13 protein-coding genes are annotated in these 13,333 nt (G+C 67.0%); 10 read left to right on the top strand and 3 right to left on the bottom strand.

The window, feature by feature from the left end:
* Positions 1 to 56: 56 nt before the first annotated feature.
* The 6 genes from J2P76_RS05355 to J2P76_RS05330 all read left to right on the top strand — a co-directional run bounded on the left by J2P76_RS05355 (position 57) and on the right by J2P76_RS05330 (position 6,348).
* Complete coding sequence (locus J2P76_RS05355) at positions 57 to 935, top strand: DMT family transporter (protein ID WP_207405040.1); 879 nt, start codon at positions 57 to 59, stop codon at positions 933 to 935.
* 152 nt (positions 936 to 1,087) lie between these two features.
* Complete coding sequence (locus J2P76_RS05350; protein WP_207405038.1) at positions 1,088 to 1,894, top strand: SDR family NAD(P)-dependent oxidoreductase; 807 nt, start codon at positions 1,088 to 1,090, stop codon at positions 1,892 to 1,894.
* Between the two features lie 23 nt (positions 1,895 to 1,917).
* Complete coding sequence (locus J2P76_RS05345) at positions 1,918 to 2,616, top strand: haloacid dehalogenase type II (protein ID WP_207405036.1); 699 nt, start codon at positions 1,918 to 1,920, stop codon at positions 2,614 to 2,616.
* Between the two features lie 274 nt (positions 2,617 to 2,890).
* Positions 2,891 to 4,963 (top strand): TonB-dependent receptor, encoded by a 2,073-nt coding sequence (locus J2P76_RS05340; protein WP_347565288.1) that lies wholly within the window; start codon positions 2,891 to 2,893, stop codon positions 4,961 to 4,963.
* Positions 4,964 to 4,972: 9 nt separating this feature from the next.
* Entirely contained in the window at positions 4,973 to 6,142 is a 1,170-nt protein-coding gene (locus tag J2P76_RS05335; RefSeq protein ID WP_207405032.1) for a PepSY-associated TM helix domain-containing protein, read from the top strand.
* Positions 6,139 to 6,348 carry a hypothetical protein gene (locus J2P76_RS05330; protein WP_207405030.1) on the top strand — a complete coding sequence of 70 codons (210 nt, stop codon included), beginning with the start codon at positions 6,139 to 6,141 and terminating at the stop codon, positions 6,346 to 6,348. Before J2P76_RS05335 ends, J2P76_RS05330 begins: the two co-directional genes overlap by 4 nt.
* Positions 6,349 to 6,410: 62 nt before the next feature.
* On the opposite strand, the gene ssb is transcribed toward J2P76_RS05330, so the two are convergent.
* Together ssb and J2P76_RS05320 are read right to left on the bottom strand one after the other, a co-directional pair.
* The gene (gene ssb, locus J2P76_RS05325) at positions 6,411 to 6,920 is read right to left on the bottom strand and encodes a single-stranded DNA-binding protein (RefSeq protein ID WP_207405028.1); all 510 of its coding nucleotides are present in this window, start codon (positions 6,918 to 6,920) and stop codon (positions 6,411 to 6,413) included.
* Positions 6,921 to 7,054: 134 nt separating this feature from the next.
* Positions 7,055 to 7,813: an IclR family transcriptional regulator gene (locus J2P76_RS05320; RefSeq protein WP_207405025.1), complete on the bottom strand. Its 759-nt coding sequence runs from the start codon at positions 7,811 to 7,813 to the stop codon at positions 7,055 to 7,057.
* 150 nt (positions 7,814 to 7,963) lie between these two features.
* Between J2P76_RS05320 and J2P76_RS05315 the strand changes: the two genes are divergently transcribed.
* The 4 genes from J2P76_RS05315 to J2P76_RS05300 all read left to right on the top strand — a co-directional run bounded on the left by J2P76_RS05315 (position 7,964) and on the right by J2P76_RS05300 (position 12,099).
* Entirely contained in the window at positions 7,964 to 9,253 is a 1,290-nt protein-coding gene (locus J2P76_RS05315) for an aromatic ring-hydroxylating dioxygenase subunit alpha (protein ID WP_207405024.1), read from the top strand.
* A gap of 42 nt (positions 9,254 to 9,295) precedes the next feature.
* Positions 9,296 to 10,267: a Bug family tripartite tricarboxylate transporter substrate binding protein gene (locus J2P76_RS05310; protein WP_207405022.1), complete on the top strand. Its 972-nt coding sequence runs from the start codon at positions 9,296 to 9,298 to the stop codon at positions 10,265 to 10,267.
* 67 nt (positions 10,268 to 10,334) lie between these two features.
* Positions 10,335 to 11,117: an SDR family NAD(P)-dependent oxidoreductase gene (locus J2P76_RS05305; protein ID WP_207405020.1), complete on the top strand. Its 783-nt coding sequence runs from the start codon at positions 10,335 to 10,337 to the stop codon at positions 11,115 to 11,117.
* Positions 11,118 to 11,130: 13 nt separating this feature from the next.
* Positions 11,131 to 12,099, top strand: coding sequence for a PDR/VanB family oxidoreductase (locus J2P76_RS05300; RefSeq protein ID WP_207405018.1), 969 nt, complete (start codon positions 11,131 to 11,133; stop codon positions 12,097 to 12,099).
* 8 nt (positions 12,100 to 12,107) lie between these two features.
* Here the strand turns inward: J2P76_RS05300 and J2P76_RS05295 are convergent, their stop codons facing one another.
* Positions 12,108 to 13,289, bottom strand: a complete 1,182-nt coding sequence (locus J2P76_RS05295; RefSeq protein WP_207405016.1) for an MFS transporter — start codon at positions 13,287 to 13,289, stop codon at positions 12,108 to 12,110.
* Positions 13,290 to 13,333: the final 44 nt, after the last annotated feature.

Raw genomic sequence — 13,333 nt, 5'->3', positions numbered from 1 at the left:
TGGGCCGCCGCACTTGCCCTATCATTGGCATTCCTCTGCCGTACCCCGGATGTGCCATGACCGATCGTCCGCTCGCCGGCATCGCCTGCGTGTCAGTCGGCGTGCTGTTCCTTACCATCAGCGACGCGCTGGCCAAATGGGTGGGCCAGCACTACAGCCCGATACAGATCCTGTTCCTGCGCGCCGCCATCGCCCTGCCTTTCGTGCTGGCCCTGGCTGCCGCGGTGGGCGGCCGCCCGGCGCTGCGCACGCGCCACCTGGGTCTGCACCTGCTGCGCGGCGCCCTCAACATCATCTCGGCCTGCTTTTTCTACCTGGGCCTGCAGTCCCTGCCGCTGGCCGAAGGCATCGCCATCGTGTTCGCCGCGCCGCTGTTCGTCACCGCGCTGTCGGTACTGGCGCTCAAAGAGCGCGTGGACGGCGCCCGCTGGCTGGCGGTGGCCGCCGGCTTCGCCGGGGTGCTGGTCATTGTGCGCCCGGGCGCGGCCAGCTTCCAGCCGGCCGCGCTTTACCCACTGGTCACGGCGGTGCTGTATGCCGTCATGATGCTCACCGCGCGCGCCATCGGGCGGGCCGAAAGCATGCTTACCACCACGTTCTATATCGTGGCCGGCCAGCTCGTCTGCAGCGCCGTGGCCGTGCCGGCCTTCTGGACGCCGCTGCAATGGCCGCATCTGCCTCACTTCGCCGGCATCGCATTGTTCAGCACCCTGGGGCTGACCTTCATCACCCAGGGCTTTCGCATCGGCCCGGCGTCGGTGGTGGCGCCGTTCGACTACGGCGCGCTGCTGTGGGCCTCGCTGCTGGGCTGGCTGGTGTGGCACGACGCGCCCGACCTGTACGACTGCGCCGGCGCGGCGCTCATCGTGGGCAGCGGCGTGTACATCGCCTGGCGCGAATCGCGCTCGGCCCGGGCGCGCCGCGGGCGGCGCTGAACCGGCGGGCTGCCGGCGCCGGCGCATTGGCCGGCCATATCCAGGCGCGCAACGGCCGCAGGGGATTTGACCGTTTTAGATCAAATGATTTAAAACTGTTCGCAAGCAGCACGGCTGCCGCCCATCCATGCATTCCTCAAAGGCACGCGAACATGAACATACAGGGAAAGAAAGTCCTGATAACCGGCGGATCCAGCGGCATCGGGCTGGCCACGGCCATGGAACTGGCGCACAAGGGCGCCACAGTTTTCGTCGTGGGGCGGCGCGAAGCAGTCGTGCGGCAGGCCGTCGAACAGTTGCGTGCGGACGGCGCGCAGGCCGATGGAACAGACGCCGACGTAGCCACCGCCGAGGGCCGGCAGCGGGCCCTGCAGGCAGCCTGCCAGGCCATGGGTGGCCTGGATATCCTGGTCAACAGCGCGGGCGGCGTGCGCGCGGGGCGCATTGAAGATATCCCCGACGACGACATCGCCACGATGGTCAGCGTCAATCTGCTGGCGCCCATGCTGCTGGCACGCGCCGCCCTGCCGCACCTGCGCGCCTCGGGCAACGGCATGATCGTCAATGTGTCCTCGGGAATTGCCTTGGTGGGCGTTCCCTTCTACACCGCCTATGCCGCCGTCAAGGCGGGAATTTCACACTTCGGCGAAGCGCTGCGCCGCGAACTGAAGGGCGAGGGCGTCCACGTCCTGACGGCATACCCCGGCGCGACCGACACGCCGATGATGGCGTCTTCCAAGGCCGGCCCCGACCTGGGCTTTGTCCGCGAGCCGGCCTCCGCCGTCGCCCAGGCCATTGTCGAAGGCATCGAGGCCGACGCCCTGCAAGTGATCCGGGGCGGAGACGTCCGGGCCGCCATGATCGCCCAGAACCGCTCGGATCCCGCATCGCTGGACGAGCGGTTCCTGGCGCTGAAGCCCAGGCTCGCCGAGGCGGTAAAAGATCACTCCGCGCTCTGACACTTCAAAAAAAGGAACGCGCCATGACCCATACGCAGGCCGTCGTCTTTGATCTGTACGGAACGCTGTACGACGTTCATTCGGTAGTGCAGCAATGCAATGCCTCGTACCCCGGGCAAGGCATGCAGATCAGCGAACTGTGGCGGCAGAAGCAGCTCGAATACACCTGGCTGCGCAGCCTGATGGGGCAATATGTGCCGTTCGAGCAGGCCACCCATGATGCGCTGGTCTACACCTGCCGGCACCTGAAGCTCGGCCTCGACGAGCCTACCCGCGCCGCGCTGTGCAATGCCTACCTGAACCTGTCGCCGTATCCCGAAGTCCCCGCGGCACTACAGCAGCTCAATGACATGGGGCTGCCGCTGGCCATCCTGTCGAACGGATCGGTTTTCTCGATCGACAGCGTCGTCAGGCACTCCGGCCTGCAGAAGCATTTTGCCCATCTGCTCAGCGTCGAGCGGGTCGGCGTGTTCAAGCCCGATCCGCGGGTCTATACGCTGGCCTGCCAGGCGCTGGGGCTGGCGCCGCCGCAGATTCTTTTTGTGTCGTCGAATGCCTGGGATGCGGCCGGTGCACGCCACTTCGGCTTCAGGGTCTGCTGGGTGAACCGCCGCGGCGGCGCCTTCGACGAACTGGGCGCCACGCCCCATGCCGTCGCCGGCGGGCTGGACGAATTGCCCGCGTTGATCGGCGCGGCCAGCCAGGGCTCGCCGGCCTCATAGGACCACTAGGCGGCAGGCGGCAGCCTGCCGCCGACATCCGGGCACTACCGCGCATGAGGCCAAACGAGGTACTATTCAACAAAAATAATTATCATCCTCGTTTTGATTCTTTTTGAACATGGAACTCATTGTGCGAGCAACAGGGGACAGCCGTACAGGCTCAAAAAAACGCGTGGCCACGGCCGCTAAACGAACGCTTGCCGGTGGCGCGGTGCTCTATGCGGCAACCGTAACGGCGCAAACTGCCGGCCCGGACACGGCCACGGCAACGACGGTGCTGCCATCCATTACCGTATCGGGCGCGCCGGCGGCCATGGACGAGGCGCCCGCGCCGATCGCGGGCGGCCAGATCGGCAGCGGCGCCCGCATGGGCATTCTGGGCAACACGTCCGTCATGGACACGCCCTTCAGCGTTACCAGCTACACCGCCCAGACCATGGAAAACGAGCAGGCCCGCTCGGTCGCCGACGTGGCCAACTCGGACCCGTCGGTGCGCATGGGCAGCGCGCGGTCCAACATCAACGAAGACCTCACCATCCGCGGCTTCACGGTGCCCAGCAGCGACTTCGCGCTGAACGGCATGTTCGGCCTGACGCCATACTGGCGCGCCCCCATCGAAACGCTGGAGCGGGTGGAAATCATCAAGGGTCCGTCGGCGGCGCTGTTCGGCATGGCGCCCGGCGGCAGCGTGGGCGGCGTCGTCAACCTGGTGCCCAAGCGCGCCACCGATGAACCCATCACCCGCCTGACGGGCAGCGTGTCGTCGGATTCGGTGTTCGGCGTGCACGCGGACATCGGCCGCCGCTTCGGCCCGGACAACGCCTTCGGCGTACGCATCAACGCCATGACCCGCAACGGCGATACGCCGATCAAGGACCAGTCCGTAGACGAAAGCCTCGGTTCCGTGGCGCTGGACTACCGGGGCGACGCGCTGCGCGCGTCGATCGACCTGCTCTGGCAGAAAGAACGCATCGACAATGTGGTGCGCCAGTTCCAGCCGGGCCCTGACCTGACCTCCATCCCCGATGCGCCCAGCAACAACAACCCCTATCCCGGCCTGGGCTGGAGCGACGGCACCAATAAGTCGGGCGTCTTCAAGATCGAATACGACCTGACCGACCACATTACCGCCTACGCCGGATACGGCCAGCGCAAACTGGACTGGGATGCGATCGCCGCCAACCCCGTGCTGCTGGATGCGCAGGGCGACTATTCCTACGTCGGCGGCTGGCAACGCATGACGGTCGACAGCAAGTCCACCGAGGCCGGGCTGCGCGGCAGGTTCTCCACCGGGCCGGTCAGCCACAATCTCGCCTTCAGCTACACCAAGCTCGACCAGGACCAACGCCTGGGCTTCTACACGGGAACCCCGCCCGGCACGGGATATCCAGCCGGCACGTCGAACATTTATTCAGGCGACGTCTTCGACACCCCGTCCACCTCCGGCATCGACAACCCGCTGCAGCGATACCTGCGCACCAAACTGACCAGCTATGCCCTGGCGGACACGATGTCGTTCATGCAGGACAAGCTGCAGCTGACCCTGGGCGCGCGCCGCCAGCAGGTGGCCGGCCAGAACTACAACTTCATGAACGGCGAACCCAGCGGCCCGTACTACGACGAGCACGCCACCACGCCGCTCGCCGGCATCGTATTCAGGCTGCGGCCCGACCTGTCGCTGTACGCCAGCTACGTCGAAGGCCTGTCCCAGGGCGACACCGCGCCCACCAGCGCGGCGATCAGCAATCCGGGCGAACAGCTGGCGCCGTTCAAGTCCAAGCAAAAAGAAATCGGCCTCAAGTACAACCTGAACGACGACATGCTGGCCACCCTCAGCCTGTTCGAACTGACCAAACCCAGTTCCGGCATCTCGGGCAATACCTTCGGCGTGTTCGGCGAACAGCGCAACCGCGGCGTCGAAGCCACCTTCGCCGGCGAAGTGGCGCGCGGCGTGCGGCTGCTGGGCGGCATCAGCTACATCGACGGCGTCATCAACAAGGCCGTGGACCCCGGGCTCGAAGACAACAAGGCCATCGGCGTGCCCGACTGGCAATTCAACCTGGGCGCAGAATGGGATACCCCCTTCGTGCCGGGCCTTACGCTCAGCGGCCGCATGATCTACACCGCCAGCACCTATCTCGACGCCGCCAACACGCTGTCGGTACCCGGCTGGACCCGCTTCGATGCCGGCGCGCGCTACGAAACCAAAGTCAGCGGCAAGCCCGTCACCTTCCGCCTGAACGTGGAAAACCTGTTCGACAGGGATTACTGGGGCACCGCCACCGCGGGCTATCTGTTCGTGGGCGCGCCGCGCACCGTCACCCTGTCGGCCAGCATCGGCTTCTAAGGACGCCCCATGTCCACACACACCTGGTCCTGGATCCACAAATGGAGCAGCCTGGTCTGCACGGTATTCATGCTGCTGCTGTGCCTGACCGGCCTGCCGCTGATCTTCCACGAAGAAATCGAACACCTGACCGGCGTGGTCGAAGCCCCGCCCATGCCGGCGGGCACGCCGAACGCCAGCCTGGACCGGATCGCGCAGGCCGCGCTGGAACGCCGCCCGGGCGAGGTCATCCGCTACATGTTCTGGGAACAGGACGAGCACCCCGACATCACGTACGTGTCCATGGCCAGCGCCGTCGATGCGCCGCCCGAAGAGAACCATGCCGTCATCGTCGATTCCCGCAGCGCCCAGGTGCTGGACGAGCCCGCGACCAATGAAGGCTTCATGTACGTCATGCTCAAGCTCCATACGGACATGTTCGCGGGGCTGCCCGGCATGCTGTTCCTGGGGGCCATGGGTCTGCTGATGGTGGTGGCCATTGTGTCGGGGGTGGTGCTCTACTACCCGTTCATGCGCCGCCTCAAGTTCGGCGCGCTGCGCACCCAGCGCAGCAGGCGCGTCAAGTGGCTCGACTGGCACAACCTGCTGGGCATTGTGGCGGTCGTGTGGCTAACCGTCGTGGGGCTCACGGGCACGATCAATACGCTGAACCGGGTCATCCTGGGCCTGTGGCAGATGGACCAGATGGCCGAAATGACGGCGCCCTACCGGGGCTTGCCGCCCGTGACCCAGCCCGCGCACCTGGAAGCGTCCATCCGCGCCGCCCGCGCCGCGGTGCCCGACATGACGGTCAGCCTGGTCGCCTTTCCCGGAACGATGTTCTCAAGCCCGCACCACTACACCTTCTTCCTGAAGGGCAGCACGCCCGTCACCGCGCGCCTGCTCAAGCCGGCCCTGGTCGACGCCACCACCGGCAAGCTGACCGATACGCGCGACATGCCCTGGTACGTGAAGACGCTTTTCCTGTCGCAGCCGCTGCATTTCGGCGACTACGGCGGCCTGCCGCTGAAGCTGCTGTGGGCCGTGCTGGACATCTTCGCCATCGTCATACTGGGCAGCGGCCTGTACTTGTGGCTGCGCAAACCCCGGCCGGCGGCGGCGCCGAAAGCGCAGTCCGGCGGCGCGCCGGAATCGGCCCCCGCCCTGCGCCGCACCAACACCAACGAGGCCGCGCCATGAACCGATATGAGTCGCGCCGGGTGCGCACCGACCACCTGCAATCGGCGCGCGAGGTATTCCGCGCCCCGGTGTGGCTGGGCGTGGCCACCGCCATCGGCCTGGTCTCGGCGCTGCTCGGCGATGGCATCTGGGACACCCTGTCGTGGCTGACCATACTGGCCCCCATCGCCGCGGTGTTCCTGGCGTGGCGCAAGCGCGCCGCGTAATGAAAAAGCCCCCTTGAAAAGGGGGCCGGGATAACGCGCCGGGGCCGTGCCGAAGGCGGGCTTCAGAACGGAATATCGTCGTCCATGTCCGCCAGGTTCGCGGCGCCGCCGGCGGCGGGCGCCGCGGCGGCCGGGGCCGGACGCTGCGCGGGCGGGCGCTGGGCCGGGGCGCGCTGCTGGCGCGGCGCGTCGTCGTAGCCGCCGCCACCGCCGTAGCCGCCTTCGCCGCCGCTGTCGCGGCCGCCCAGCATCTGCATCTGGTCAGCCACGATTTCGGTGCTGTAGCGGTCGGCGCCGGTGTCCTTGTCTTGCCACTTGCGGGTCTTCAGGCGGCCTTCGATGTACACCGAACGCCCCTTTTTCAGGTATTCGCCGGCGATCTCGGCCAGGCGGTTGTACATGACCACGCGGTGCCACTCGGTTTCTTCGCGGCGCTCGCCGCTGGCCTTGTCTTTCCATTGCGAGGTGGTGGCAATGGAAACATTGCAGATGGCCGCGCCGTCGGGGCTGTAGCGGACTTCGGGGTCGCGTCCCAGGTTGCCGACGAGAATGACTTTATTGACCGATGCCATGGGGATTTTCCTCTGGTGCTCTCGCGCAATTGACTTGCCCGAGAGGCAAAATGTGTTCCAAACCTTCGTTACCGTAAGCTTACCGCACCTTGCCGGGGTTTTTCCGGCCCCAGGGACACGCCTGTCCCTGCGATTCAGGCCGGTTTCTGCCCCAGCGCCCGCGACAGCACGGCGGCTTCTTCGATCAGCTGCGCGCCGCAGGCTTTCACGCGGTCGGCCGTCATGCGCACGCTGGGGCCGAAAATGCACACCGAGCCGGCGGCGACGTCGGCGCCGTTGAAATAGGGCGCCGCCACCGCGACGGCGCCTTCGATCAGCTCATGCCGGCTGGTGGCGTAGCCCAGCTTGCGCACCCGCTCGAGCTCGGCCATGTAGGCCGCGGCATCCATTTTGATGTCGGCGGCGTAGCGCTTGAGCTCTTTTTCGGTCAGGTTCATGCGCGCCAGGATGGTGCGGCCGCTGGCGCCCAGCACCAGTTTTTCGCGATAGCCCACGCCGCGGCGAAAACTCAGGGGCTGCGGGCTGGCAAGCTCGGCGAAGCACACCCGGTAGTCGCCTTCGCGCACGAACAGCGCCACGGTTTCACCGGTGGCTTCCCACAGGCGCTGCAGCGACGGGTATGCCAGGTCGGCGATCTTGTGGCTGGTGGTCCATACGTGCACCAGCCGCGCCACCGAACTGCCCAGGCGGAATTGCTGCGGCTCGCCGGACGACACCAGAAAGCCGTTGTGCTCCAGCGTGGCGATCAGCCGGTACAGCGTGGGGCGGCTCAGGTCGACGCGCTTGAGCAGCTCGGCCGCCGTCAGCCCGTCGTCCCCGGGACGAAAAGCCAACAGAATATCCAGCGCCCGGTCTACCGCCCGGACCCCTTCCTGGCGCTTGTCGTTTTCCATGCCTGATTCCATACCACGTTGGGTTCAACGTGGCGATTGTATTCAAAAGCGAGGCTTGACCCAGATCAATTCTTGTCCGTATACTGGACTCGTGTCTTATCTGACGGACTAACTCGGGCGATGCCCGAAGCGCGGGAATGGAGATCACGCATGGACAAAAACACCGCTGAAACCCTGGTGCGGACCGGCCCGGGAACCGCCATGGGGCAGCTGCTGCGCCGCTACTGGGTGCCGGTCGTGGCAGTCAGTGAAATCCCGGAGCCGGACTGCCCGCCGGTGCGGGTGCAGATCATGGGCGAAAAACTGCTGGCCTTCCGCGACACCGAGGGCAAGGCCGCGCTGATCAGCGAATTCTGTTCGCACCGCGGCGTCTCGCTGTACTTCGGGCGCAACGAGGAAAACGGCATCCGCTGCGCCTACCACGGGCTGAAGTTCGACCGCGACGGCAACTGCGTGGACGTGCCCTCGGCGCCGCAGGCGTGCAAGCACATGGGCATCACGGCCTACCCCTGTGCGGAAATGGCCGGCATCGTCTGGGCCTACATGGGTCCGAAAGACAAGCAGCCTGCCCTGCCCGACGTCGAGTGGTGCACCCTGCCGGCCAGCCACGTGTTCGTGTCCAAGCGCCTGCAGGAATGCAACTACCTGCAAGCCATGGAAGGCGGCATCGACACCAGCCACGTTTCGTACGTGCACCGCTACGAGGTCGACCACGACCCGCTGCACCAGGGCACCAAGGCGCTGGACTACATCAAGGCCGACGGCAACGTCATCTTCGAAATCGAGAAAACCCCGTTCGGCCTGACGCTGTTCGGCCGCCGCAACGGCGAGCCTGATTCGTACTACTGGCGCGTCACGCAGTGGCTGTTCCCCTGGTACACCCTGATTCCGCCCTTCGGCGACCACGCGCTGGGCGGCCATGTGTGGGTGCCCATCGACGACCACAACTGCTGGGCCTGGAGCATCAATTTCCGCACCGACCGGCCGCTGAACGAAGAAGAACTGCGCGACCTGAACAGCGGCAAGGGCGTCCACTGCGAATACGAGCCGGGCACCAACGTGCCGGGCGGCACCTTCCGGCCCAAGGCCAACAAAGACAACGACTACCTGATCGACCGGCAGGCGCAGAAAGACAAGCGGGCGTATTCGGGCGTGTTCGGCTTCGCCATCCAGGACGCATCGCTGCAGGAAAGCATGGGGCCGATCCAGGACCACGCCAACGAGAAGCTGCTGCCGACCGACCGCGCCATCGTCATGGCGCGCCGGATGCTGTTCGACGCCGCCACCAAGCTGCAGGCCGACACCGATCCGCCGGCCCTCGACGCCAACCAGCAACGCGTGCGGGCAGCGGGCGTCCTGCTGCCGCGCGACCAAAAACCGCAGGAGTGGGCTGCGGTGCACCTGGCCGATGGAAAAAACCAGAAGGTCTATTCCATCTGAGCACAACACGCCAAGATCCCACACCACCAAAGGAGAGCAACCATGTCACGAATCACCCGGCGCGCCGCGCTGGCTGCCGCCATGCTGGCGGCATGCTGTACGTTTGCCGCCGCCCAGGCGGAAGAATGGAAACCCAACAAGCCCATCCGCATCGTCGTGCCGATCGTCGGCAGCACCAACGACGTGCTGGCCCGCCTGGTGGCGCCGGAGCTGGAGGCCGCGCTGGGCCAGCCCGTGGTCGTCGAGAACAAGGGCGGCGGCGGCGGCCTGATCGGCACGATGGACGTGGTGAGATCCGCGCCCGACGGCTACACGCTGCTGGTGGGCTACAACGGCCCCATCAGCATCAACCCCACGCTGCTGCCGCAGACGTCCTACAAGCCCGCCAAAGACCTGGCCCCGATCACGCTGGCGGTGAAGGCCTCGCAATACCTGGTGGTCAACCCTAAAGTGCCGGTCAAGACGCTGGCGGAATTCGTCGCGTACGCCAAAGACCATCGCATGAGCTATGCCTCGGTCTCGGTGGGCAGCTCGTCGCACCTGACGATGGAAATGCTGAAGCAGGCGGCGCACATCGACCTGACGCACGTCCCGTACCGCGGCGCCGGGCCGGCGGTGGTGGACCTGATCGGCGGCCAGGTCGATGCCTCGTTCCTGGTGCCGGGCAACATCCAGGAATACGCCAAGAACGGGCGCGCCCGGCTGATCGCGTCGTCGGGCCTGAAGCGCTTTGCCTCCACGCCGGATGTTCCCGCGGTGGCGGAAACCTATCCCGGTTTCAACGCGACATCGTGGATCGGCTTCCTGGCGCCGGCGGGCGTGCCCAAGCCTGTCATGGACCGGCTCAGCACCGAGCTCGTGCGCATCCTCAAGCTGCCCAAGATCCGCGGACAGCTCGAAGACATGGAATTCGAAGTGATCGCCAGCAGCCCGCAGGAATTCTCGGCGTGGATCGCGGAAGACACCGAGCGCTGGGCCAAGGTGATCAAGACGGCCAACATCAAAGTCAATTGAACCCCGTCGCGCGCGCCGCTTGCGCCGGTTGCCGGCAAGCGGCGGCGCGGCCGACCTGGAATGACCCATGCAAGAAAACGCAAGACTGGCGGGCAAGTCCGCCTTGATCACGGGCGGCGGTGGCGGCATCGGCGCCGCCACCGCGGCGCTGTTCTGCGCGCAGGGCGCGGCGGTGATGCTGGTAGACGCCAGCGCCGAGGCACTGGCCCATACCGCGGCGCAGATTGCGCAAGACCAGCCACAGGCGCGCGTGGCCACCTTCTGCGCCGACGTATCGGACCCGCAGCTTGCGCAGGCCGCGGTGCGCGCGGCCGTCGAGGCGCACGGCGGGCTCGACATCCTGGTCAACAACGCGGCCAAGCGCAACTATTCGGCCCTGGCCGACGTAACGCCGGAAGAATGGCATGCCGTAGTGGCCGTGAACCTGGTCGGCGCGTCCAATTACTGCAAGGCGGCGCTGCCCGCGCTGCGTGAATCGGGCCGGGGCGCCATCGTCAACGTGTCGTCCTGTTATGCGGAAACCGGCCGCAAGGGCATGGCCCTGTACGACGCCACCAAGGCCGGCATGCTGGCCATGACGCGCACGCTGGCCTTCGAAGAAACCGCAAGCGGCATACGCGCCAACGCGGTGTGCCCCGGCTCGACGCTGACCGATTTCCACATCGGCCGCGCCCAGGCCGCCGGCAAGAGCGTCGATCTGCTGAAGACGCAGCGCCAGGATACGTCTTTGCTGGGCCGCTGGGCTGATCCGCGCGAGATCGCCTGGCCCATCGTGTGGCTGGCCAGCGACGAAGCCTCGTACATCACCGGCACCACGCTGATGGTCGATGGCGGCCTGTCGGCCATGTAGTCGGAGTGGTGGCATGAGCGCAAATTCCCTGACTGTGCGCGTGGCGCGCAAGTCGGCCGAGACGGCCGAGATCTGCAGCTTCGAACTCAGCGCGCCGGATGGCGGCGAACTGCCGCCGTTCACAGCCGGCGCGCATATCGACGTGCATCTGCCCGGCGGCATCACACGCCAGTATTCCCTGTGCAACGAGCCTTCCGAACGCGGCCGCTACCGTATCGCGGTGCTGCGCGAGCCGGCATCGCGCGGCGGCTCGCGGGCCATGCACGACGACGTGCGCGAAGGCGACCTGCTGCAGATCGGCATGCCGCGCAATCTGTTCGCCCTGGAGGAAAGCGCCGCGCGCCACATCCTGATGGCCGGCGGCATCGGCATCACCCCGCTGTGGTGCATGGCGCAGCGGCTGGCCGCCATCGGCGCCGATTTCGAGCTGCACTATTGCGCGCGCTCGCTCGGGCGCATGGCGTTTCATGAACCGCTGCGCCAGGCGGCCTACGCCGACCGCGTGCAGCTGCACCTGGACGACGGCGCGCCCGCGCAGAAACTGGACCTGGCCGCGGCATGCACGCCCGCCGCCGGCACCCACCTGTATGTGTGCGGCCCCAAGGGCTTCATGGACGCCGTACTGGACGCCGCGCGCGCGCGCGGCTGGCCGCAGGACCGCCTGCATCATGAATTCTTTGCCGCCGACCCCGCGCCGGCCGGCGGCGATGGCGACGGCGAATTTTCGGTGAAACTGGCCAGTTCCGGCCAGATTGTGAAAGTGCCGGCCGGATGTTCGGTCACGCACGCCCTCGCCGAGGCGGGAATAGACGTGCCCGTGGCGTGCGAACAAGGCATTTGCGGCACCTGCCTGACGCGGGTGCTGGAAGGGCAGCCCGACCACCGCGACCTGTTCCTGTCGCCCGAAGAACAGGCCGGCAACACGCAATTCACGCCCTGCTGCTCGCGGGCGAAGACCCCGCTGCTGGTGCTCGATCTCTGAACCTGCCCCTAGGGCAGCGGCTTCAGCGCCCAGGTCACCGCCAGCCAGATGGCCGCCAGGGCCGCCGCCCCCAGGAATACCGCATTGGCGCCGGCATGGGCGGCCAGCCAGCCGCCCAGCGCGCCCCCGCAGAACAGGCCGGCGGCCTGGGCGGTGTTGTAGAAGCCCAGGGCCAGGCCCTTGTACTGGGCCGGGGCCACCCGCGACACCAGCGAGGGCTGCAGGGCTTCCAGGATGTTGAACACCACGAAAAAGGCCGTCATCACGATGGCCAGGGTGTAAAAGCCGTGGCTGGCGGCCGGCAGCAGCGCGCACACCACGATCAGGCCGGCCACCGAGGCGCGCAGGGCGCCCCGATGGGCGCGATGCCGCTCGGCCACGAAAATCACGGGCACCATCAGCACGAACGACACCACGATAATGGGCAGGTAGACTTTCCACAGGTCTTGCGCGGCCAGGCCGCCGGCATGGGCCAGCAGCGCCGGCACCACCACGAACAGCGCCACCTGGGTGCAGTGCAGCGCGAATACGCCGAAATTCAGGCGCAGCAGGTCGGCGTGCCCCAGCACCTGGCGCGGCCGCACATTCATGCTGCGCGCCTCGCTGCGGGGCACCACCGGCACTACCCAGCGCGCCACCGCCAGGCTGGCCACGCCCAGGCAGGCAATGGTCCAGAACAGGCCCGACAGCCCCCACCAGCCCACCAGCAGCGGCGACAGCACCAGCGAGGCCGCGAACGACAGGCCGATCGACCCGCCCACCATGGCCATGGCGCGGGTGCGCACTTCGTCGCGGGTGGCATCGGCCAGCCAGGCCGTCACCGCGGCGGAAATCGCCCCCGCGCCCTGGATGGCGCGGCCGATGGTGATCCAGAACACGTCCTGCGCCTGCGCGCACACGATGCTGCCGGCAATGAACAGCAGCAGGCCGGCCACCACCACGGGGCGGCGCCCCCAGCGGTCGGACGCCAGGCCGAAGGGAATCTGCATGAACGCCTGGGTCAGCCCGTACATGCCCAGCGCCAGGCCAACCCGCGCCGGATCGTCGCCCCCGGGCAGCCCGCGCGCGGCCACGGCGAACACCGGCAACAGCAGGAACAGGCCCAGCATCCGGCAGGCGAACAAGCCCGCCAGCGCGACGCTGGCGCGCCGTTCGGAGGGGGTCAATTTCAGTTTGGTATCAGCCGGCATGCAGAAGTGGCCAGGTCAGGGCCTTATACGAGAAAGGACTCGGC

The organism is Bordetella petrii, assembly GCF_017356245.1.
In the GTDB taxonomy this organism is placed as follows: Bacteria; Pseudomonadota; Gammaproteobacteria; order Burkholderiales; family Burkholderiaceae_B; genus Bordetella_A; species Bordetella_A petrii_D.
The sequence above is the reverse complement of the archived record's forward strand: the minus strand, read 5'-3'. Positions and strand labels throughout refer to the sequence as shown.

What these genes read in the sequence shown, in the direction of transcription:
- J2P76_RS05345 (WP_207405036.1), top strand. Translation starts at nt 1,918, where the DNA reads ATGACCCATACGCAGGCCGTCGTCTTTGATCTGTACGGAACGCTGTAC.
- J2P76_RS05305 (WP_207405020.1), top strand. Translation starts at nt 10,335, where the DNA reads ATGCAAGAAAACGCAAGACTGGCGGGCAAGTCCGCCTTGATCACGGGC.
- J2P76_RS05350 (WP_207405038.1), top strand. Translation starts at nt 1,088, where the DNA reads ATGAACATACAGGGAAAGAAAGTCCTGATAACCGGCGGATCCAGCGGC.
- J2P76_RS05355 (WP_207405040.1), top strand. Translation starts at nt 57, where the DNA reads ATGACCGATCGTCCGCTCGCCGGCATCGCCTGCGTGTCAGTCGGCGTG.
- J2P76_RS05320 (WP_207405025.1), bottom strand. Translation starts at nt 7,813, where the DNA reads ATGGAAAACGACAAGCGCCAGGAAGGGGTCCGGGCGGTAGACCGGGCG.
- J2P76_RS05330 (WP_207405030.1), top strand. Translation starts at nt 6,139, where the DNA reads ATGAACCGATATGAGTCGCGCCGGGTGCGCACCGACCACCTGCAATCG.
- ssb (WP_207405028.1), bottom strand. Translation starts at nt 6,920, where the DNA reads ATGGCATCGGTCAATAAAGTCATTCTCGTCGGCAACCTGGGACGCGAC.
- J2P76_RS05315 (WP_207405024.1), top strand. Translation starts at nt 7,964, where the DNA reads ATGGACAAAAACACCGCTGAAACCCTGGTGCGGACCGGCCCGGGAACC.
- J2P76_RS05335 (WP_207405032.1), top strand. Translation starts at nt 4,973, where the DNA reads ATGTCCACACACACCTGGTCCTGGATCCACAAATGGAGCAGCCTGGTC.
- J2P76_RS05300 (WP_207405018.1), top strand. Translation starts at nt 11,131, where the DNA reads ATGAGCGCAAATTCCCTGACTGTGCGCGTGGCGCGCAAGTCGGCCGAG.
- J2P76_RS05295 (WP_207405016.1), bottom strand. Translation starts at nt 13,289, where the DNA reads ATGCCGGCTGATACCAAACTGAAATTGACCCCCTCCGAACGGCGCGCC.
- J2P76_RS05310 (WP_207405022.1), top strand. Translation starts at nt 9,296, where the DNA reads ATGTCACGAATCACCCGGCGCGCCGCGCTGGCTGCCGCCATGCTGGCG.